Genomic DNA, 21926 nt, shown 5'->3' with positions numbered 1-21926 from the left:
TCGTCTCATCGATTATTTGAACCTGCTGTCCGTTAGTTAATGCCTTGGTGTATAACCCGTTTGTACGGGTGCGAGGAGCCTTTCCCTTACAAAATTTCTACGTATCCTTCTGTTCCGTTAACCCTGATTCTTTGCCCATCGCGGATTCGTTGTGTCGCATGTTCCACGCTAAAAACGGCCGGAAGCCCGTATTCCCGTGCAATAACGCCAACCATTTTTGTATTATTGACCGAACTTACGGCCATGACCCCGACCAGGGCTGCGGCTACACTTCTTGGCTCGGACATAATGGCTGCCAATTCTTTGAAATCGTCTAAAATAAACGAACAAAGCTGATCTCCATGTTTATCGGAAATGGCTTGCTCAAGCTTTCTGACGGATTTCTCGTTGCTGGACATAAGCTCTTTAACGATCGACGGGTCGTTGTTCCGCCTTATTTTGATCGCCTCGAAGATCCAGGACATCGCTCCCGTCCCCATACTCAAGCTTGTTTTTCCTCTTGGCAATGTTTTGATATAGTCCTTGTTTCCGATTAATTTTCATAAAAGCGTTTTGCATTAATACGTCGACAGAGCCGATATTTTGAATAAAGATGTTTCTCGTGAACGGCGACGCCGGCTCGTGAGAAACATCTTTGTAAAATCTTCCGCCAAGTACGGTCAATTCCGGAGCGCCCAGATGTTTTTGAATTTGCTGAAAAAAAGAGATCCCTAATGGTTTGAAAGCATCCGTCATCATTTGACGGTGGCTATAAGACATATACACGCGGTTTTTGCCATCCTTATTTTCCGGTGCGGGGTATAAGGTCGTAATGGGACGGCTTTGGACGACATAAAATCGGTTTTCAAACAAACACCATTCGATATCTTGCGGGCGGCCAAAATAAGTCTCGATCGTTCTGCCCATACGTTCAAGCTGCAAAATTTGCCGGTCGGTCAATGTTTGCGCATGTTGCCGCTCGGGTTCGATCTGCCGCTCCTCCGTGCCGCCTGTTTCCAAGGCGTAAATAGCTAATTTCTTGGTTGAGATCTTTTTGTCGAGGATTGTGCCGTCTCTCACTTTATAAATATCGGCATTCACCAGGCCGGAAACGAGCGCCTCGCCAAGACCGAAGCTTGCATCGATGGACAGCACTTTCCGGTTCGAGGTGATCGGATCGGCGGTAAACAGGATTCCCGCAGCCAGCGGAAAAATCATCCTTTGGACGACGACGGATAAATAAACTTTGCTGTGATCGAAACCGTTCTGAATCCGATAAGTGACGGCTCGATCGGTAAATAAGGACGCCCAGCACCTGCTGACATGCTGCAAAATAGCATCTTTTCCCATAACGTTCAAATACGTATCCTGTTGACCTGCAAAGGAGGCCGATGGCAAATCTTCCGCCGTCGCGCTGGAGCGTACCGCATAGGCCTGTTTGTCGTCGTGCTTGGAGAGGCGGCGGGCAATCGCTTCTTCGATCTGCTTGGGAATGGCAAGTCCTTCGATAGCGCTCCGAATGTTCCCGCTGATTTCGCCGATGGCTTCCCTGTCTTCCAGCTTGAGAAGCGATAACTGTCTCAGCAGCGCTTGAATTTCGCGGCTCTCCTTCACGACTCGCATGTACGCATCCGTAGTGATACAAAAGCCTTCCGGCACCTGTATCCCATGAATCTTAGTCAGTTCCCCAAGGTTGGCGCCTTTTCCCCCGACGAGCAGAAGCTTGGTTTTATCGATCTCTTGAAAATCAAGCACGTATTCGTTCACAGCGGATTCCCCTTTCTAAGAATCGATAGCCAAGCCTTCCTTGATGATTTTCACGATATCGTCCAATTTTTTTAGAAACTTCTCTTCGTCCAACCCGGTCCAAACATATTCCTTTAAAATAAGCGCATAGATCATCTCTACAACCAGCTCGGCATCTATATCGGGCTTAATAAGGCCGCGCTGTTTATCCCGTTCGATCATCTCCTTAATGCCTTGTGCCGAAGCGGTGCGGAGCCTGGTAATAAATTCGCTGTGATCGATTTCCATCAGGAGGCTTATTCGGCTGTATTCCGGTTTTAATTTACTCCATTCGAATGTCGCCCTGACGGCTTGGATACATGCTTCAAAAACGTCGGCATCCGGATTCGACAATGGGGTATGCCCCATAATCTCCCGCTTTTCCTTCAAAATCTCCTCAAACATGTACTGAAAAATATCTTCTTTATCGTCAAAGTACTGGTAAAAACTGCCCCGCGGTATTCCGGCCGTCTTCACGATTTGATTAATGGATGCCTCACTAAAACGTCGAACCGAAAACTCCAGCACGGCTGCGTCAAAAATTTTCCGTTTTTTATGCTCGCTCAGATTATGGAAAGTTTCTTTCGGCATACGATCACCTCTTCCCTATATATAACATATACCGTGTGATGTGACAAGATTGTCATATGACAGTATTGTCACTTTAAACGAAGAAAAACTTCGCTCGACTCGACACCAGCATAAACGTCCGGTTGCCGAGCCATCCCCATAAAAAAAGCGCCGCAGGACGTCTTGCGAACATCCAACCGGCGCCTATAAAAGCCGCGATATGCTGTTATCGTCCCGTGCGTATTCGAGCGGTTTCCGGGGGGTTGCCGTCACGGAACTTCCGGGAAAGAGCCGTCAGCTTCGGGAAAGCTTGGAAACATTCAACACCGCACCTGCCACGGGTCCGCCGCATCCGGACAATCCCGGCGGTCCGTTTTGTCGTGCTGCCCGGGTTTAATATATGGCTATGCTTCTTCCCTTCGCAGCACCCGAATCGCGTAGTCGCGGCCGAACCGCGGCGAGAGCGCGGTCCAGAACGAAAAAAGCGCCTTTTCGATCTCGGCCATCGCTTCCGCGCCGCCCGCGTCGATCATGTCGAATCCTGCTTCTGCGCCCAGCCGGAGGACGGCCAGCTTGGCTTCTTCATCCTCGCCGCTTATGAAGAGCGTGGCGTTCGACGCGCCGAACCGCGGGTTCGCGAGCGCCTCCCACGTCGACGTATGGAACGCCCGCACAACGCGGGTGCCGTTCGCGAGCCTGCGTACTTCCGCGTCCGCCGACCGTCCGTCGAACAAAATCGTCGCATTGACGATTATTTTCCTTCGCAGGTCTCCCGCCTCCTCCAGCACGCGCTCGATTTCCGTGCCGGGAACGGCCAATACGACGATTTCGCCGAACGCGGCCGCCTCCTTAACGGACGCCGCCGCGGCGTTCGGGCCGATCGATTCGAGCAGCGAACGCATCCGTTCGCTTTGCGGTTCCCGCGAGCCAAATGTCACCCGGTGACCTTTCGCCGCCCATGCTTTCCCCAACGTACCGCCGATGTGTCCCGATCCGATCATGGCAATGTTCACTCTCGCATCTCCTCTGCAAAGGTTTTGGAGGCTCGACGTTGGAACATTCGAAACGTTTACGGCGTCCCGTCCAACATTTCGTTGTACAGGCGAATGTTGTGTTTCGTCCGATCGATCAACTCGTCGAGTTCGCGGCGCTGCGTTTCCATTCGGGCCAAATGGTCCGTCAGCAAGCCGATTCGATCCCGGAGAACGGCTTCGTCTCCGTCTCGCATTGACGAGCGTTCGGTCACGCAGCGATTCGTGCTTGTGTACGACTTGATTTCTTCCAATGACAATCCCAACCGTTTCAAACATTTCAGTCCGGACAGCAATCGGAGATCGTCGTCGCTATACGCGCGCGGGCCGCCCGACCGTTTGCGCTGCGGCTTGAGCAGCCCGATTTTCTCGTAATACCTGAGCGTATCGTGTCCGAATCCCGTCATCTCTACAACTTGACCGATCGTATACAACGAGCGAGCCTCCTTTCATTCCGCATTCTACATGCTGGAGGCGACTCCAGGTCAACCCCCGCGAAGCGAAAATGTTGAAACCCCAATTTTGGCGAGGAATGTATTTCTTAAAGCAACCACAGTTTTTGCATCAACTATCATTTTACTTGAAAAACTCGGAAAACTTTAGCTATTTCGCCATAGCGAACCCGATCATTTCAATCCCCTCGGCAAAGTCATCTGGCAAGCTTGAGCGGCAGCTTCTGCAGTCCCAGCATATTGAAATTGCTCAGTGGAACAAGTTCAGCCTCGTCCGGGATATGCAGCTTCGAGATCCGGGTCGACATGGCTTGCAGCGCGGCAGCTACCTCCATGCGGGCCAGCGGGGCTCCGAGACATTGATGAATGCCGTGTCCGAAAGTAAGATGAGGGCTGGGAGTTCTCGTAATATCGAACACATGGGGACGGTCATACTTCTCGGGATCACGGTTCGCCGCCCCCATGAACAGAACGACTCTGTCGCCAGGCTTCATCTGCGCGCCGCCCAGCTCTACCTCCTTCTTTACCGTACGGTACATCAGCTGTACGGAAGTCCGGTAGCGCATCACCTCTTCTACCGCTCTCGGGATCAGATCGGGGTTGCTCCGCAATAGCTCCCACTGCTCCGGATGCTCCGTGAACGTGCGGACCGCATTGACGAGCAGGTTCGTGGTCGTTTCATTCCCCGCAACCAGGAGAAGCAGGCAAAAATTGCTGGCCTCCAGCGGCGTCAACCGGCGCCCGTCCACCTCCGCCGCGGCGAGCTTGGAGACCAGATCCTCCCGAGGATTCAGCCGACGCTCCTCCAGCAGCCGCTGGAAGTAGGCTCTCATGTCACGCATTGCCGCAACGTGGTCCGGGTCGTCCGGCATCCCGGTCAACAGCCGCTCCGACATCACGGTAATCAGATCGGACCACTCCTTGAAGGTGTCGTTATCCTCTTTCGGCACGCCGAGCATGTCGGCAATCACCGCAATCGGGAGAGGAATGGCGAAGCTGCGTACAAAATCGAATTCCTCCCGGTCCATGATCGGGTCTAACAAATCATGTGCCATTTGTTGGATCCGAGGTTCCAGCTCGGCGACAGAGCGGCGCGTAAACGCGTGGGTCGCGAGCGCCCTAAGCTGCGTATGTCGGGGCGGATCCATCCCCTGGATCTGGTCGCCGAACGCCAATTCCTCCGATAGTCCTTCATAGACGGCAGAGGAAAAAGTATCCGGATCGCCGAATACCCGCCTCACCTCGTCGAAACGGAAAATCAGGTACGCCCCGTATTGCGGATGAAACGCGACGGGGGCTTTCAACATTTCCTCGTACCACGGGTAAGGGTCCAGCTGCAGGTTAATGGGTTTTGACATGGATTTTTTCTCCTTATCGTTATTATGAAAGCCTTCGCTTCACCGTTACCCGAATGCCTCCTTGGGGGGCCAGCGTGAGCAGAGCCTCCGGTACGACGGGCGGATGCCCCGGCGTATGGCGAAGTATGTAATGCTGCCCGATCTCGGCAAGCAGAATGACCATTTCCAGCATGGCAAAATGATTCCCGATACACGACCTCGGTCCCGCTCCGAACGGGAAATAGGCCATAAGCGGCAGCGTTCGAACAAAGTCGTTTTCGAACCGCTCCGGGCGGAATGTCTCCGGCTCGGCGAAGTATCGGGGTGACATATGAAGCGGATACGGACTGATCATCAACGACTCGCCGCGTCGGAGCTCCAAGCTTCCCAACCGGGTATCCCGTATGGCCGTCCGGCCGGTAATGTACCCCACGGGACGCATGCGGAGAGTTTCCCAAATGACATTCTGCGTGTAAATAAGCTTCGGGTAATGTTCAGCCGCCGGAAGCGCACCGTTCAACACCCGGCTCCACTCATCGACCAGTTTCTCCTCTACGTCCGGTCTGCGCATGATGAAGTCGAACGCCCAGGCCAGCGTATAGGCCGTCGTCTCATGGCCGGCCAGAAACATGGTCAGCACCTCGTCCCGGATCTGCTGATCCGACATCACCGATTGATCGGACTCGTCCACTGCCTCCATCAGGACGGACAACAAGTCTTGTCGCTCGCCTCCCTTCCTGGCTCTGCGTTCCTCGATGATACCGTATACGATATCGTTCAATGTCCCGAGGGCAGCCGTATACTCCCGGTTCTGCTTGGTAGGGATCAAGAGCGGAACCCGAATCAAGGCGCGGATCTTTTCGGTGGCGATCCGATTTATCGAATCGAAGGCTTTCTCGATCTGCTCCAATCTCGTCGTGGAATCATAGCTGAACAACGTCCTCGTCATAATGTCGAAGGTGATTCGGAACAGATCGCGCGTCAGATCCCGTTCCTGCCCGTCGGTCCAATCCTTCGACAAGCTCCGGGTGCTGTCTCCCATCTGTTCCGCATAACGCTGAATGTGTCCCCGGGTAAACTTCGGCTGAATCATGCGGCGTTGTCGATCGTGATGCTCCCCGTCGCTCAAGACCAGCCCCTCTCCCGTCAACCTCTTGATTTCGTCGAATGCTCCGGCCTTGCAGAAATCCTCCGATTTGGTGACCATCGCTTCCTTCAGCATGTCGGGATGAAAGATGGCGTAGAAGGACTTCGGTCCCAAACGGAAGCGCGCGTAGTCTCCGTGTTTGCGGTGAAGCTCGTTCATAAAAGTAAGCGGATCCTCGCGGAAAGCTTTCAGTGATCCTCCGAGCAATGCAGGCTTCGGCAAAGCCGTTTCTGGTGCCGGCTCGGTTTGCAGCATGCATCATTCCTCCCTTTCCGGTTCAATATCGTACTGCCGATCGGCAATGCGGAATACATGGAAAGTATGCCAGCTTGAAAATGAAAACTATATTACCCGTAAGCATACTTTTCGGATCCGAAAGGATAGCACGACAAAAAGCCTATTCCCTCGTTAGGAGAATAGGCGCAAGCGAGCGGATTTTCGCCGGAAATCAACAAATGTTCCGCCCTATGACAACAGCTTGCTGATCAGTTGGGTTCGGGTACGGACTCCGAACTTGGCGTATATCGATTTCAAATGCTTCTTCACGGTCACTTCGCTAAGAAACAGCTTACGGGCGACCTCGGAGTTCGAGCAGCCCGACAAAACATGCTCGATTACTTCCTGTTCGCGCGGCGTAAATGGATTCAACAATTCCGGCTTCCTCGCTTTGGTCGATAAACCATTTTGATCGGCTGCGGGATCCTTCCATTCCAGCCCCGCTTTCCGAAACAGCACGCCGATAAAGTCCCGGAGCTGGCTTCCCCGGGTATCCATTACATATGTATAAGTCGGCGTACGCCCGTCGTAATTCGTATGTTCAGCGCCATTCACGACGGTGAAGCCAAGCGCGGGATAGATCTTCTTCGAAATGTCGGTTGTAAAGGGTGAGCATACGAAGAGACCTCCCATGCACATATGGGAATAAATCAGATAAAGTCCTTGGGTCCGGGCCGTCGAATCCATAAGATCCCGGAAATCCATCACCCGAAGGAACCAACCCGACGGACGTTCGCCCGGAACCCCGAGCGCGTTCCGTTCGACGGTCGTCAATGTTTGCAAGTAAGGGCGGCAGATCGGATCATTCTCCAACCATCCCAACGTCCCGCGATGGATCGGGATGATGACGGACAGCGCGTGTACGTTTCCGTTCCCGTCCCGAAGAAGCTTAAGCGCATCCGGCTCCAAGTCGAACAACTCTCTTACATCGATCCCTCTTGCGCCAAGCCGGAGAGCATCCGCAGAGTACTCAATCCGAAACTGCTCCCCGGTATCCGGATCGGTCTCCCAGCCGGATATCCCGTCGTTTTGCCCATGACGCCATTCCACGTAAACGGCTGCATCTTTCAGAGTGGATTCGGTAACGGGCTCCCAAAATAACGGGCTGGCGCCCGCGTCCGAAGCTAATGCACGGACCACCCTGACCCCGGCATAGCGGAACAGCTCCCCGATCTCCCAGCTGACCGAACGTTGTCTGGAGGAGGTAACGACTACCTGCGCATAATAATGGGCACTCCGCTCCCTATAGCGGTAGTAACGCATCGGAGCTCTCTCCTTCAGCTGCTTCCCTGTAATCTCGCTCACCAGGTCGTGCACCTGCCATCCGTTGACGGATTGACGAACGAAGGATAACGAGATGAGTTTTTCAAATCCCTGTAAGGAAAGCTCCTGTTCCATGACGAAGGAGAGCACCTCCTGATCGAACCGGCGGAGAACGGATGCGGCCTCCACCACCGTCCTGAGCTCCTCGTCCGGCACTTCCCTAAGCCATAATGACGCGATTTCCTCCAACCTGACCGAGGCTGCCGGTACGGCAGAGGCATATGGGTAGGAATGCGTCGCTACGGCCATCGACAGTGTAAGCGGGTGCCCTCGGGATCTCTTCCATAAGGACTCGATGATGCGATCGTCGTGAATGCCGCATAAACGGGCGTATTCCCGGCTGTCCTCTTTACCCAGATTGGAAATAGGAAGCTGATGGACCATCTCTCTCCAGGCAGGGGAGAGAATCCAGGCGCCTTTCAACGAATGACGTCCTGCGAGCAAGATCATGGCGTTACCGGGAAGCCACGGAATAAATCGGTCGCAAAGCCAAGCCTCCATGTCGGCAAATTCCTCGAAGGTATCCAGGGCCAGCACGAGCCGGCGATGCTCGGCCAATCTTGTCAAGCGATTCAAGCATCTAGTCCGCACATCCTGCTGCATAGTCACGGGGGGAGCGCCATCATCGACCCGCTCTATGAGCAAAGTTTCCAAAGCGTTGCAGAATCCTTCCTCCGTATGTACGAAGTCACGGCTGTCCAGGAGGAAGAAGGAGGCCCCTCCTCCCTCTGCGGCATCCTGGCAAAGCTTCAGGAAAGTGCTCTTGCCCATCCCTCCCGTCCCGTATACGTGCAGGATTCGAGCCCTCCCATCTGCCGGGGCGTCCCATAGTTTCTTGAAATACTGCAGCTCCCGCTCCCTTCCGACGACAAACCGTTTCTCGCGCTCGGCCACCGTATGATTCTCAAATCCCATTCCGAACTCTCCCTTTGATCCTTTTTATGTGGATTCTATATGCGTCATTCATTCCCCTTAGCGGGTTTATATTGGCGTGTCTAATGCCCTGTCGCCTGTTCGTCGCCGCATTGCACGAGGCGAGGCTGCCTTTGGCGCCTGTACTGCCAGTTAACGATGCTGTTGTTAAAACGACATACTTAAATTTTATCACATCCTGTAGAAGGAATACTTATCGGCTCTCATTGATTCCGTTTACTTCAAAGGGGAATTGGTCACGCAAGTACTTCCGAAATGCGAAAGACATCGCCGTACATGAGATCGACGATGTCTTTCATGAGATTCCTTAACCGTTTGCTCCCTTGTCCATTAACTAATACGAATTGTCATCGTTCCACTAGCTACTGTCACGTTAGCGCCGGTTGGATTTTCATGAAAAACGTCAAACGTATTCGCCGCCGTGACCTCAGCATACAGTCTCGTGCCCTGCAATGGTTGATCTAGCGTAACATCAAGTTTATCTCCCGGTGTTATTCCTGCGATGGTAGCATTGCTTCTGATTTTTATAACTGCACCAGCCGCAAGAGCGGTTGAAGTGTAGCTTAGCGTTGTCGGTTTTGACTGGACTTTCTGCAATACAGCCGTTGAGCCGACAACCCCGCCGGATTTCACAAAATACTTAACGGCGGCACCGTCTCCAGCGCCAAGATTATAGATAAAATCTCCTGCATTCACTTTCAGTCCCGTATTCAGCGTAGCGGAAAAATACTCTTTAAAACGGCCATTTGCCCGAACCGAAACACCGCCCGATACTCCATTCGTAACAGTGCCGGCTACTTCGTAAAAATGGTCGAGCTGTACGGGGTCATTAATGGGGTTGGTGTTATTGATCAAAAAAGTTTTCGTATAGCTCGCATCGTTTACGACAATAGAGCCGACTTTAAACGTGTGCCCGTATGGTGAATTTGCTGTACTGGCCACGCAAAAAGCGTTGCCGTGTTCATCGACGATAATATGATCGATTTGGGTGTTGATCGCAAGTTCATTCCGCAATGCCGTACGATATATCGTATTTGACGACGTAACGCCATATCGCTTGACAATCAGTTTTTTGATTGCAGTATTTTTAGGCAACTTGCCGTTATCGGTGCCGGTACCGCCAATTACGATCGGGTTTATCTTGCAATCCACGGCTTCAAGCTCATCAATCGTCAAATTGTCGTTTAAGTTCCGGACATGCAAGGCGCTATAGAAGTAACGGCCTTTTGCACATTTGACGCGGGTTCGTCCGCGTCCGTTTGCGCCATTGATCAAAATATTGGTCGTTACCCCGATTTCGATTTTGCCAACCGCATCAAGATGTTCAACGTCCAGCGATATATGTGCCAAATAATCTTCATAAGCTGGCGGGCTCGGTACGTTTGTCAAATCCTCATGACCCAGGTACAAAGCTTCCGGGATTAGACCGACGCCAAGAGCATAAGTGGTGCCTTTGATTTTTCCGAAGGAAAGACCTCTCATGCCATGCGATCTTTCAGCAGTCGAGGCATATGCAAAAGCCAAATCCCCGGCTGTAAGCAAAACCAGCGCTTTGCCGCTAATTGTGCTATCCAGCATGTTGCCGTTGATATTCTTAATCTCTATGTCATACCCTGCGGATACAAGGGCAATCGCCGAGTAATCTTTTGTATTGCAGGTCAAATTACCGGTCACGATCTCATCAATTATACAGTCATGCGGGTGCGTCGTCGGCAGCCATCCGGCAACATGTCTATAAACTCCATTGTCGTTATAGTGCTGCGTAAAGTTACCCCAATGAGCCATAAAAACGCGGCCAATAACGGCGCTGTCATCGCATTCGATCCGTTTGCCGCGCACCAATGAAGCACCGCCTGCCATAACAAAACCGTTGCAATTAAAGTGACCCCCAACCAACTTGATCGTATCGAAGAAAAACCCTCGAACCTTCGGCGTAATATTGTTGAAGCTGTCTATGCGGACATGACATTTTTCACCCCATCCGGCTGTCGGGTTTCCCATGTCAATGGTAAGGTGTCCCCATATTCTAACGTTAGACTGCGGCGCAATGCCGGAAGCCGTAGCACTGTTCGATGCTGCTCCGGTTTGTTTAATCGTTGAATTGCAGCTAATCCATGTCAAGTTCGCCGGAACTGAAAATTCTTCTGTAACCGAATATACTTTGTTTGTTGTTAATAAAATTGCATGATGTTGTGCCGCATAATTTGCGGCCGCAATAATATCATCATCGAAATGCTCCGGTAAAACAAAATTTTCGAGCGAATCCTCCGCCATAAAATCGGGCGGCCCTTTGCGGCCGTATACTTCCCCGATCACCGGACCCCCGGCCGCATATGACGTGCCTATTGTTCCTCCGATCACGCTGCCCGCGGCAAAAGCCGCCCCGGCCAGGCCCAGCGACGACAGCATCGCCCTTCTCGTGAGCAAGGGCGGCTTGCCGCCGGCGTCCAAACCCAAATCTTCTTTTATTTCATCCTTTTCCCGCCATTCCATCATCTATGCCGCCTCCTGCTTCGATTGGATTATGTATGCGGTTTCATAGGTGTGTAACGTTGTCCGGCATTCGGACCTCGCCCGAACCGGTGCGCACTACGATCGGGCATATTCAGTCGGAGTTTCCCTCCCCCTCCTGTTGGATTGTCGGAGCGAGTCCTTCCCCTTACTTACTCTTCTCCTTCGCCAGCTCCGCCTTCAGCTTCTCGTCGAGCTGCCGAAGTCCCGTATTGACATCGACCTTGTTCGAGGCGACGTCGTGGAATGCTTGTGCCATCAAGTTCTGCTGGTCGGCCGTCGCCACGTTGGAAAGACCGGCCTTCCGCTTCGGCGAATAAGGAGCCCATTCCTGGTAATAAAACAGCGCCTTCATATTTTTGCTGCTCAAGTCCGGCCGGTCTTGTCCATATGCATCCTGAATGCTCTTGTTCGTGACGACCGGAAGCATGCCTTTCTTCGAATCGGCAAGCTGCACTTCGTCGGAAACCATCGCCATTATGACTTGGAACGCATCGTCCTTATATTTGCTCGTCGCAGAGATCGACCAGTAGGCTGGGCCTCTCCATGCCATCTTCTTCGGCACATCCTTCAGTGTCGGATACGTCACGATATCCCAATCGATTTCTTTCGGGATCGGCGCATATTGGCTGTACTGGTTCGCCTGCATGGCGACATTGCCTTTGTTGAAGGCGTCGTTGATTTCTGCCGGACGGGTTGCCGCGATCGGGTTATTCGGCAAATCGTAGAACCGCTTGAGGTTGTTAAAGAGCGGCTTCCACTTCTCCATGTCGTACAGCTGATCGGCGTTCGGATCGAGAATCGGGTATCCGTACGTATTGTCGCGCAGCATCGCCATAATATTGCCGCTGAAACCCCGATATACGTTCGCACCTTCCGTTCTGCTCATCTTCTTCGCGATCTCGTATACGTCGTCCCAGTTCATACCGTCTTTCGGATAAGAGACGCCGAACTTATCGAACAAGCTCTTGTTGTACGTCAGCACGAGCGGAAAGTATGGCGGATACGGCAGCCCGTACAGCGCGCCGGTCTGCCCGGCGTCGATCATCTCCTGAATGAACGGCGCGTTGAACCGGGTCAGATCGTATTTATATTTTTTGACCAATTCGTTCAGATCCGTGCCCAGCTTCAAGTCCAAATAGTTGTTTTTCAAATTCGGCACGTCGGTCCGGATCAGATCGGGTATTTCCCCCCGTGCGACTAGCTCCGGCAACGAATTGCCTTTATCCGGCGAAACGTATTTGAACGTAATGTACGGGAACTTCTTCTCCAGTACGCCTTTAAACCGGTCATTGAATTCTTCCTCCTTCACCCCGAGTCCGAAGACGGACAGCGTAATCGGATCTTTTTTCACATCCGCTTTACCTGCGTCGCTAGTCTGCGTCCCGTCCGCTTTGCCGCCTCCCCCGCATGCAGACAGCGCGATCGTTGTGAAGCCAAGCAGTGCAACCATACTCCTTTTTTTCATGGAAAATGACCTCCCTATAATGGATGGAGCAATCGTAGATTCAATCTCTTCTTCGTACTCGGAAATTTTCATTCATTGACGAATCGATGAAGCGCTTTCATGAACGAGAACTATATTCCAACCTGATCACTGCCGGCGGACATAACGGGGCGGAGACCACACGCACACTGCGTGTGGTCGAGCTTGCGTCATGCCCCTTTATTCGCCGTATCGTTCCATTTCAAGGCGAATAAGTCCGCATCCTTCATCAGGATGCGGATCCGTACCGGTCGCCTTCTCCATGATTCGATATCCGCTTCCGGCCCCCATTTCACCACTCCTGCGATCTCATCCCCGTACATGGGTGTCGTGTCCTCCAGCCGGAAACCATCAAGAGGGCGGCCGCGCTCGTCCTGCAGCTCGAATTGCAGATATCCGACCGCCGACGTTGAATAGTTGACCGATAGCTCGTTGCCTTCCAAAATAAACGGTCTCGATACCCATTCCCCTTGTTCGAATCCTGCATGTACGGAGCCAAAGCCGTGTTTACGGACGGTCAATCGCCGTAAGCGGCTATCGTTCAGTCGGTAATGCTCCTGGATGTAGAAGGAAAATTCATCGGGATTCAGCTGCACGCAGCCGGTGCCCAATATTCCGCTCCGATCCGACCAATTGAGCGGATCCAGTCCGGCGCGGCACCAGGCTTCCATGAACGTACGATCCCAATGCAAGCCGTCCCGGCTTGTCAACATGACGGTGTCGCTAACGCCCGGCTCGGGATGATTCGCCAGCTTTTTGCGTTCCGGCACGAACCGCATCGGAAACGCCATATAGAGGTGCTCCGCTTCCGGACAAAGCATAGCCGAATTGGTGTAATACTGCTGCATCGGTTTCAAATCGTCGTATCGCAATAACTGCTGCTTGTCCCAGTTGTAGAAATCGGTGGAGGTGGACATCAGAATGGCCCGATAAGCCGCATCCTGGAAAATCCGGGAATAGCAGCGGTAGGCTTGGACGTTCGGATCCCAAAAAACGGTGTTGAGCGAATCAAAGTCTCCATCCGTTAAAATCGGCGCTTCCCGCAATTTCCGCCAGCGTATGCCGTCGGCGGAGCCAAACGCAGCCAATTCGTCGATTCCGGCCACCGCCTTGTATCGCAGCTCGGGAGAAGTATGGGGAGAGCGGTCCAGAAACGGGGAGAAGTTATGAGAGAACGGCCCTCTCCAAACGATATTGTTGGCCGTACTTCCTTCATATTCGAATAGCCCCAGTTCCGGTTTCACAAAATGAATCCCGTCGTTACTTTCCGCATAACAGGTAACCTGACTGTGATCGGCATTTCCGGTGCTTGACCCGATTCCCCGGTAATACAAGCGTATTCGATCCCGCTCTTGAATGACCGTTGCGTAACCGCTTCCCGTTCCTTCCCATGGCCGATCGAATGAAAGCACGATCTCCTCCCTTCTTGGAGGATGGAGCATCAGAGATACTCCCCGTTTCTCTTCGGTCAGCCATTCGTCCACGAACATTTCAACTCTCGTGCCAATTTCGACTACAGATTTCACCGTGCTGCCTCCTTGCAGTTATCATGTCCAAACGGCTTCGGCCTTCCTTTCATGAAAAGCCCGATCCATAAAAGCAAATCGTTTCGGCAATGATTGATTTCCTACTTGGCTATAACATATCTGAAGTCATAGTTCGCGCCGCCAGCCGAAGGTTTTATGTACAACCATCCGTCCGTTCCAATATAAGCCTGTAACGGCTGTCCATTGTCGGCAACGTCATTCGTATACTGCTGTGCCGGCAAAGTCGTCGGGTTGGCGGAATCGGTAGATAGGGCGGCCATCCGAATAATCGCGGTGAAATCGTAATAACGCGGTGATACAGGGCAAATGCAGCTTAACACTCGGATGTGTGTCGTATCGGCGACATAACATAATTTTTTCCAAGCTCCGCTATTATGAAGTACGGTTGCTTTGACAAGTCCGCTATCTTCCGAATATCGCGATTTTGTATAACTGCCTATGTACGCCGTATCGGCAGCTTGCGCAGGGAAATTGTTCCACTGTGCGTTTCCCTGACATTCATTAAAACTCCACGCACTGTTTATCCCAACTTCTTGTAAAAATGGATAGAGCGCTTTTTCAACGGCTGTTAAAGTATCGAGAGCGTAACGCCAAGAATAGCCGTTGAATTGCACGACGGCATCTTGAATAAAAATTTTCGGTGTAGGAGCGCTGACAGCCACGGCATTTAAACTGCGACCTCCGTTCACAACCAAACCGTCGCAATACTGAATATAGAACTCCGTACCGCGATGTCGTTCCGTAGATGCCGTAATCGTACAACCTTTTACAAACTGCAAATGAAATGCGGGATACCCGGTGTTAGACGTTGTGTCCGTACCGCAACCATCGGCATGCACGGTAAGATTGCTGTAAGTAAGTCCGCGCAAATCAATGGCTACTTGCTCGCATCTGTCAGCATAGATGTTTGCACCCGTAACGGATGTTCCGCCTCGTATGGCAATTCCTTTTTTACAGGATACGGCATAGATTTGGTTGACTTGGCTCATCCAGCAATCATCCTGCCAATATCCCTGTTCGTGTCCGATGCAAGCTATATTTCTGCGGGTTCCGATCGGCGAGCCCTTGGCATAATATCCGTAGCCCGTTTTTTGGAGCGCAGCCGTTCGTGATAGCGTCATCCCTTCCGTATGCTCTCCGAATATCCCGGCCGCACCCATTGCCGTTGTAGGATGGACGAAAACGACTGTATCAATTCCGCTGACAGGGTACTTACTCGAGATCGGATTGTTGGTAGTCTTACGCAGCTCCGTATTAAAACGCCCTTTTCCGATAAGAGGAATCGCACGCGAATTGACAACAGCGATCTCGATAGGATCTGTTGTGAGAAACAGACCGCTCGGCAATGTCACAGGTTTTGGAGTTGCCAAACCGTTTGAAACGATGGCTGCGCGATTTTGAGCCTTCATGATGGCGGCGCAGTTCCATACCATTGCGCCATCATCGATAAGCCCGAAATTTTCGGCCGCAATGTCCGACTCATCGTTCAAACGAACCCACACGCCGCCCGCCGAATTTTTGGCGGCATAGTAAGTATGGAATGTCGCCAAATCAGGAACGGCAATGGTCGGATCGATAAAGTAGCCGCCGTCATGCATCGATTTACTTAAAGATTCCGACCACATAAAAAGGCCGCCGCCCATGTTCCTTCCATCGTGGTATGAAATCACTTCGAATAGTTGCCCATCGAGCATGCCGGATTGCTGAATTAGTTCAGCTATCGAATTCACTTTTCTGATTACAGTTTCATTCCAATCGTTTAAAAATGGAACCGTGCCCGGCTGTGCCGGCCGTGCGGGCTGAACCTGCTCGCTCGCTGCCTCCAGCGAATAGCCCGCTACCGCCATCGCCACACCGGCCATGCCCATCGAGGCTAGAAGCTTGCGGCGGCTGAGCATCTTCGAGTCGGCCGGCGTTTGTCCCGAACGCTCCAACCGTTCCCGCTCGTCCGCATGCGCTTTTTCTCCGGTATCGATTCGATTAATCATTTCACACTCTCCCATCGTTTTAGTGGGTCAAATACATGAAGCGAGTGTACAGATCGTATGCGGGAGGACAGCCGGCCGGCCGGCTGTCCGATTAACAGTACACGCTAATTTCAGGTTGCTCGACTGATGACAAATACTCCTTTTAAATGAACCCCATTCACGATGTTTGAAATTGCAAGGAATAAATGTCGGCGTCTTGCAATAGAAAACGGATCCTGACCGGCTTTCCGGCTAATGCCGATACGTCTTCGCCGTTTCGCCAGCGCACGGCGCCCTCCAGCTCGTCACCGTACAGCGGCTCCATATCCGATGCCCTGTAGCCATCCAGCGGCTGCCCCGATTCATCCAGCAGTTCCGCTTGTATCGAGCCGGCAGCCGACGTCGCATAGTTTAACAGCAGCCGATTTCCCGAGAAGATGAGCGGACGCGTCGTTATCTCCCCTCCCCGGTATCCGCCATGGACGGAAGCGAAGCCGTGCTTCCTTACCGTCACCCGCCGCAGATGAATGTCGTCCCAGCGGTAATGCTCCGTGACGTACAGCGAAAATAGTTCCGGTTCGAGCTGCACGATGCCGTGCGCCACCATGTTGCTGCGTTCCGTCCAGTTTTTCCGGTCTTGGCCCGGGCGCAGCCAAGCCTCGAGAAACGTCCGGTCCCACTTTATCCCGTCCCTGCTTGACATGAATACCGTATCCGAGAGCCCTGTAACCGGATGCTCGGGAACTTTTTTCCGCGACTCGACGAATCGTTTCGGAAACGATACGTACATATGCTCGGCTCCCGGACAAACGACGGTTGAATTCGTATAAAACTGTTCGATCGGAACGTCCGCGTCGTACGTATTGGGCGCAAAAGGCTGCCACTCCCGAAAATCCGGGGAGATCGAGCTATGAACGGCTCTTACTTTGCGATCCTTCCAATACCGCGCGTAACAGCGGTAAGCGCCAATGTTCGGGTCCCATAAGACGATATTGTGCGAATCGAACGGCTGGTCGGTGATGACCGGATTGGCATCCATTTTCGACCAGTGGATGCCGTCCGGCGACTGCAGGGCATTCAGCATTCCTTTCTCCCATGGCGTTCCTCTTGGGGCGACGCCGCCCACAGCCTTGAACAAGGATTCCTTGGCTGCCGATGGCGAAACGTCTTTCATCGGAGCAAAGTTATGCGATTCGAGACCGCGCCATACAATGTTGGTTTCGCTCGTGCCGTCATGCTCATAGAGTCCGAGAGCCGGCCTCTCGAAATGGATGCCGTCCCCGCTTTCCGCGTAGCACGTCACCTGCTGGTCATCGTGATCGTCCGCAGGCGCGTTTCCCCGATAGTAAAGCCGGATTTTCCCCTCATCCTGGATGACGGTGAAGTAACAAGCGGCTTTTCCTTCCCAAGGCTTGTCGAGCTTCAGCACGACTTCGCGTCTCTCGGGCGGCGTCGCCCGCAGTTCGATTCCTTGCTTCTCATCGATCAACCAGTGGTCGACAAACATCTCGACTCTGGAACCGATCTGTGCGACAGCTTTATGGCTTCTCATCCAAGTTCACCGCTTTCCTGCTATTTGAATACGTTCGGATTGACTTTGGCGCGGAAATCTTCCACTTGCTTGATCGTTTCTTCTTCCGCCTTGCGAAGCGCCGTGTTCATATCCGTTGTGCCGAACATGACCTCGTAGGCGTACTTTCGGTAGATGTCCCCTACCATTCCGTCCATCGGGCCTTTATACGGAACCGGCGCCGCTTGGTTATAAAAGGCCGCGCCCCAGTTGAGATTGTTAAACCCGGTGTCCGTACCGTACGCTTTTTTGACAGCCTCGCTCTTCACGACCGGCATTAACCCTTTTTTCGCCAAATCGGTCTGCGCTTCGTCGGATATTAAAAATTTCAAAACTTCCATCGCCGCATCTTTATTTTTGGCCATCTGCGTAATTCCGAGATAGACCGGATACGGCATCGACCCTACACCTTTCCGTTCCGGCAGCGTCGGGGCGGAGACAAAATCGAAGTTTACATTTTTAAACCGGTCCGCCCAGCTTTTGACGACCTGCGGAATATAGACGACCATCGCTTGTTGCCCGGCAATAAACTTCTCGAGAACTTGGACGGCATCCTTCGGCAGTTCCCCGCGGGCCGCTCCGGCCGCCTCGCCAGGCGCTACGATAAGCTTTTCGAAAAAAGATTTCCATCTTTCATCCGTATTGATCGTCGGCTTCAACGTGTTTTTGTCGAGGTTCGGAATCGAATAGGGGTTCAACCGCACCAAATAATCGACCATCGGGGCGTACCCGATATAGTTCACGCCGCCTTCGTTTCTCGTAATCCGTTTCGATACGGCATACAAATCGTCCCACGTCATCCCGTCTTTCAAGTGAGGAATGCCGAATTTATCGAACAAATCTTTGTGGTACAGCGTGACCATTACGTCCTGATGAGTGGGCAGCGCAAACAGCTTGCCGCCTACATCGTTTCTGAACCCTTCAATCGCCGCCGGCTCGATTTTGCTCAAATCGACACCGTGCTTTTTGGCCAAATCGGTCATATCGTACTGAATTTCAACGGGCAGCACTTCGTTCAAAAATCCGTAGACGGTGTTGAAGTAGAAATCGAAATGGGTTTTGCTGGAGACCATGTCGGCGAGCAACGTTCCCGGACCCGTACGCTGAATGTACTTGATCGTGTAATGCGGAAATTTTTTTCTGATTTTGTCCCCGTAAACTTCGTTGAAAAAGGCTTCCGACTGCCCGTTCTGGGAATAAAACACGAGCTCCGCCGGCTCCGGCTTTTGCTCCACGGCAGGGGCTTTTTCAGCTTCGCCTTTGCCATCCCCCGTATCCGTTGCCGGTCCTTTGCCGCTGCAGCCGGCCACGAGAGTGATCAATGCAAGCATAGCCGCCCCATGCATCAAAGGTTTGTTCCGTTTACTCATTTCGACCATCCCTTTACGTTTGATCAATTCAATATGCAAAACGAAAATCAACGATAAAGCTTCTCTTGGATACGCTTTCAACACCCGCTGCAGTTTGATTTCCTACCACTCGTTTGGCATATGTCAGGTATCACCCCTTGTGTAAATCATCCACAACTTTCCATGCGTACACTTATGTATCACATAGAGATACGCTGTGTCCTTTTTATATTATAGACTCACTGATTTTATGTTGTAAAGAGCAAAAAAAAGAAAATGAAAAAAAAGAAAAAGAAAAAAAATGCAAAATGATAAATATTCTCTAAAATGAAACCTAAAAAAAAGCAAAGGCCCCGGTTCCTCGCTCTCCCGGATGAACTGCCGGATCCAGCGGCGGCTTGATTGGACTCCCGGCGCCGGTTGTAAGCAGACGCCGGCCGAGGCGATTCCAATTCCCCGGCGACGATGCGGCCGACTGTTCCATCCGTGTTCCTCAACTCCTTTTGCCGTCGCAAGAAAACCGCTGCGAATATGGGGTTTCGCACGTTCCCTCTATTTAGTAACCACAAAACAAAACTCAAGGTTATTGCCGGCCGTTTGCACCGTTACAAGCAACCAGCCGTTTGCGTCAACGTAGCCGTAAAGCGCATAGCGTTGTGATTCGGTAACGCCGCCATCCGCGCTGTCAACGACTCCGGAGATGTACAGACTTGTGCTCAACTTCGTCGGGCTCGCGCTGTTCGTAGATATTGACGCTTTTGCTATCCCTATATCGGGGAACGTATAAATTCGGTCATGAGCCGCATCCGTGCATATGGCGGAAACAATCTTAAGCCGCGCCGTATCGCCGACATACGCCAGCTTTTTGAACGAACCGTGCTGCAATTTGACGTGAGACGAAATGACCCGATTGATTTCCGAATAGGTGCTATATTGCAAATCGCCCATAAATCTAAAATCGGCCACATAGACGGGGAAATCTTTGAATGAAGGGGACATCATGCAAGCTCTGAAGGCAATATTCGTGCCAACCGCATCTTTTGTTAAAAGCTTGTATTTGTCGGCTTCTGCCTGCGATAGCTGATTAAGTGAATTTCTCCAACTGTACCCCTCAAATAATACGGATGATGCGGAAGCTTCGATTTTAGGAACAACGCCGGTTGCTATAGCCGCCGTTCCGTAGCTGCGGCCGGTGATGATTAAGCCCTCGCACGATTTAAAGTAAAACTCTGTCCCCTTGTGAAATTCCGTAGACGCCAACAATTTTGTGCCAATTGTGCGATCACATTTGATTGCATAAGTACCGTTTGCGCTGCCGCCGCCGCAAAGATCGGCGTGAATACCGAGGTCGCTGTACGTTAAGTTCGTTAAATCAAAGCCAACGCCTTGACAAGTGTCCGCGTATAGATTCCGGCCCGTAACAGACGTGCCGCCACGAATGGCAATTGCGGTTGTAATCGAGTTGGTAGCCTTAATGTTATTGACTTGACTCATCCAGCAATCATCCTGCCAGTACCCGATATTGCATTGAATGCAGTTCAAATCCGTACGCTCGCCGTATATCGACTTATAACTGAAATATCCGTACCCCTGCCATTTTGCCGCACCAATGCGCATGAGTTGAAAGCCTTTTACGACCTCGCCCATCAAGTTTTCGGAGGCGTTGTCTAAACGTCCGGATGCAAAGATTACAGCGTCGATTTGATCGCCGGCGCGATAAATCCCGCTGGGAATCGTGCTGTTTGCCGTTTTCCATAATTCCGTGTTAAAGCGTCCGGCGCCAATTAACGGAGGTACACGAATGGTATTGCCGTACGCAGGGTAAGTTGAAAGAATGATCGGATTTGTAGTCAGATAGACGCCAACGCCTACATGCACCTGTTTGGGCGTTGTAAATGTCGCTGCTTTGTATAGCGCTTGTTGAATGGCTGCACAGTTCCAAACCATCGATGGCAGAGGAATGGCACCGTAGTTTTCAGCGTCGATATAGCTCTGATTGTTCAAGCGAACAAATACGCCGCCGCCCGTATGTTTCGCCGTGTAGTAAGTGTGAAATACAGTGATGTCGGGAAAAGGAATATTGGGGTCGATTATACAGCCGCCGTCATGCAATGACTTGTCTGTCGTTGCGGACCACATGAATAAATCGCCGCCCATTTTTTGATCGGCATAATACGAAATAACTTCAAATAGTTGACCATCGAACATGCCGGTTTGCTGAATTAATGCAGAAATAGAATCGACTTTTTTGATAACGGTTTCATTCAATCCCTCTAAAAATGGCGGAACACTGCCGACAGCCGTTCCGGGCAGGTTCCGTTCGCTCGCCGCCCCCAGCGAGCCCGTCACGGCCATCGCCACACCGGCCATGCCCATCGAGGCAAGCAGCTTGCGGCGGCTGATCGACTTCGGCCCGGCCGGCTCTTGTTCCGAACGGTCCAACTCCTCCCGTTGATCCATGTACACGTTTTCCTCGGAATGAATTCGATTTTTCATACCACACTCTCCCTATTGTTTTAGTGGGAATTGAAAATAGAACGATCACGCGATCGTACACCGACGGACAGCCGGACGACAAAGCCTAGACGGATTCTCAAGACCATTACGAAAATGCAAACCGTCGAAAAGGTCGCCCGTGCAATTCCATAACCCCAATGGATAAA

13 protein-coding genes and 2 pseudogenes are annotated in these 21926 nt (G+C 52.0%); all 15 read right to left on the bottom strand.

From position 1 onward, the window contains the following. Positions 1-86: 86 nt before the first annotated feature. Positions 87-206, bottom strand: a pseudogene (locus PV407_RS29500) (PEP-utilizing enzyme); the annotation flags it as partial. A 433-nt stretch (positions 207-639) separates the two neighbouring features. After that, positions 640-1746 (bottom strand): annotated as a pseudogene (locus tag PV407_RS03325) (PEP/pyruvate-binding domain-containing protein); the annotation flags it as partial. A 15-nt stretch (positions 1747-1761) separates the two neighbouring features. Beyond that, positions 1762-2355 carry a TetR/AcrR family transcriptional regulator gene (locus PV407_RS03320; RefSeq protein WP_332088443.1) on the bottom strand — a complete coding sequence of 198 codons (594 nt, stop codon included), beginning with the start codon at positions 2353-2355 and terminating at the stop codon, positions 1762-1764. A 383-nt stretch (positions 2356-2738) separates the two neighbouring features. Continuing rightward, the gene (locus tag PV407_RS03315) at positions 2739-3347 is read right to left on the bottom strand and encodes an NADPH-dependent F420 reductase (RefSeq protein WP_332088442.1); all 609 of its coding nucleotides are present in this window, start codon (positions 3345-3347) and stop codon (positions 2739-2741) included. Between the two features lie 56 nt (positions 3348-3403). Then, the gene (locus PV407_RS03310) at positions 3404-3799 is read right to left on the bottom strand and encodes a MerR family transcriptional regulator (protein WP_332088441.1); all 396 of its coding nucleotides are present in this window, start codon (positions 3797-3799) and stop codon (positions 3404-3406) included. A 215-nt stretch (positions 3800-4014) separates the two neighbouring features. Beyond that, a complete protein-coding gene (locus PV407_RS03305) occupies positions 4015-5175 on the bottom strand; it encodes a cytochrome P450 (RefSeq protein WP_332088440.1) in 1161 nt (386 codons plus the stop codon). Positions 5176-5197: 22 nt separating this feature from the next. Beyond that, positions 5198-6556: a cytochrome P450 gene (locus tag PV407_RS03300; RefSeq protein WP_332088439.1), complete on the bottom strand. Its 1359-nt coding sequence runs from the start codon at positions 6554-6556 to the stop codon at positions 5198-5200. A gap of 210 nt (positions 6557-6766) precedes the next feature. Beyond that, entirely contained in the window at positions 6767-8815 is a 2049-nt protein-coding gene (locus PV407_RS03295; RefSeq protein ID WP_332088438.1) for a helix-turn-helix transcriptional regulator, read from the bottom strand. A gap of 348 nt (positions 8816-9163) precedes the next feature. Next, a complete protein-coding gene (locus PV407_RS03290; RefSeq protein WP_332088437.1) occupies positions 9164-11329 on the bottom strand; it encodes a hypothetical protein in 2166 nt (721 codons plus the stop codon). A gap of 163 nt (positions 11330-11492) precedes the next feature. Continuing rightward, complete coding sequence (locus PV407_RS03285) at positions 11493-12812, bottom strand: ABC transporter substrate-binding protein (protein WP_332088436.1); 1320 nt, start codon at positions 12810-12812, stop codon at positions 11493-11495. Positions 12813-13000: 188 nt separating this feature from the next. Further along, the gene (locus PV407_RS03280; protein WP_332088435.1) at positions 13001-14356 is read right to left on the bottom strand and encodes a hypothetical protein; all 1356 of its coding nucleotides are present in this window, start codon (positions 14354-14356) and stop codon (positions 13001-13003) included. 101 nt (positions 14357-14457) lie between these two features. After that, positions 14458-16365 (bottom strand): hypothetical protein, encoded by a 1908-nt coding sequence (locus PV407_RS03275; RefSeq protein WP_332088434.1) that lies wholly within the window; start codon positions 16363-16365, stop codon positions 14458-14460. Between the two features lie 157 nt (positions 16366-16522). After that, a complete protein-coding gene (locus PV407_RS03270; RefSeq protein WP_332088433.1) occupies positions 16523-17896 on the bottom strand; it encodes a hypothetical protein in 1374 nt (457 codons plus the stop codon). A gap of 20 nt (positions 17897-17916) precedes the next feature. Further along, on the bottom strand, positions 17917-19284 hold the full coding sequence (locus PV407_RS03265; protein WP_332088432.1) for an ABC transporter substrate-binding protein: 1368 nt from the start codon (positions 19282-19284) through the stop codon (positions 17917-17919). A gap of 531 nt (positions 19285-19815) precedes the next feature. Next, positions 19816-21759 carry a hypothetical protein gene (locus tag PV407_RS03260; protein WP_332088431.1) on the bottom strand — a complete coding sequence of 648 codons (1944 nt, stop codon included), beginning with the start codon at positions 21757-21759 and terminating at the stop codon, positions 19816-19818. Positions 21760-21926 lie beyond the last annotated feature (167 nt).

Origin of the sequence: Paenibacillus sp. GYB003, from assembly GCF_036577625.1 — a bacterium.
Taxonomy (GTDB): Bacteria; Bacillota; Bacilli; order Paenibacillales; family NBRC-103111; genus Paenibacillus_AB.
This window is presented reverse-complemented; position numbering and strand designations above follow the sequence as displayed.

Excerpts from the sequence above, each read along its gene's own strand:
- PV407_RS03320 (WP_332088443.1), bottom strand. The coding sequence starts at position 2,355 with ATGCCGAAAGAAACTTTCCATAATCTGAGCGAGCATAAAAAACGGAAA.
- PV407_RS03305 (WP_332088440.1), bottom strand. The coding sequence starts at position 5,175 with ATGTCAAAACCCATTAACCTGCAGCTGGACCCTTACCCGTGGTACGAG.
- PV407_RS03300 (WP_332088439.1), bottom strand. The coding sequence starts at position 6,556 with ATGCTGCAAACCGAGCCGGCACCAGAAACGGCTTTGCCGAAGCCTGCA.
- PV407_RS03295 (WP_332088438.1), bottom strand. The coding sequence starts at position 8,815 with ATGGGATTTGAGAATCATACGGTGGCCGAGCGCGAGAAACGGTTTGTC.
- PV407_RS03290 (WP_332088437.1), bottom strand. The coding sequence starts at position 11,329 with ATGATGGAATGGCGGGAAAAGGATGAAATAAAAGAAGATTTGGGTTTG.
- PV407_RS03285 (WP_332088436.1), bottom strand. The coding sequence starts at position 12,812 with ATGAAAAAAAGGAGTATGGTTGCACTGCTTGGCTTCACAACGATCGCG.
- PV407_RS03275 (WP_332088434.1), bottom strand. The coding sequence starts at position 16,365 with ATGATTAATCGAATCGATACCGGAGAAAAAGCGCATGCGGACGAGCGG.
- PV407_RS03270 (WP_332088433.1), bottom strand. The coding sequence starts at position 17,896 with ATGAGAAGCCATAAAGCTGTCGCACAGATCGGTTCCAGAGTCGAGATG.
- PV407_RS03265 (WP_332088432.1), bottom strand. The coding sequence starts at position 19,284 with ATGAGTAAACGGAACAAACCTTTGATGCATGGGGCGGCTATGCTTGCA.
- PV407_RS03260 (WP_332088431.1), bottom strand. The coding sequence starts at position 21,759 with ATGAAAAATCGAATTCATTCCGAGGAAAACGTGTACATGGATCAACGG.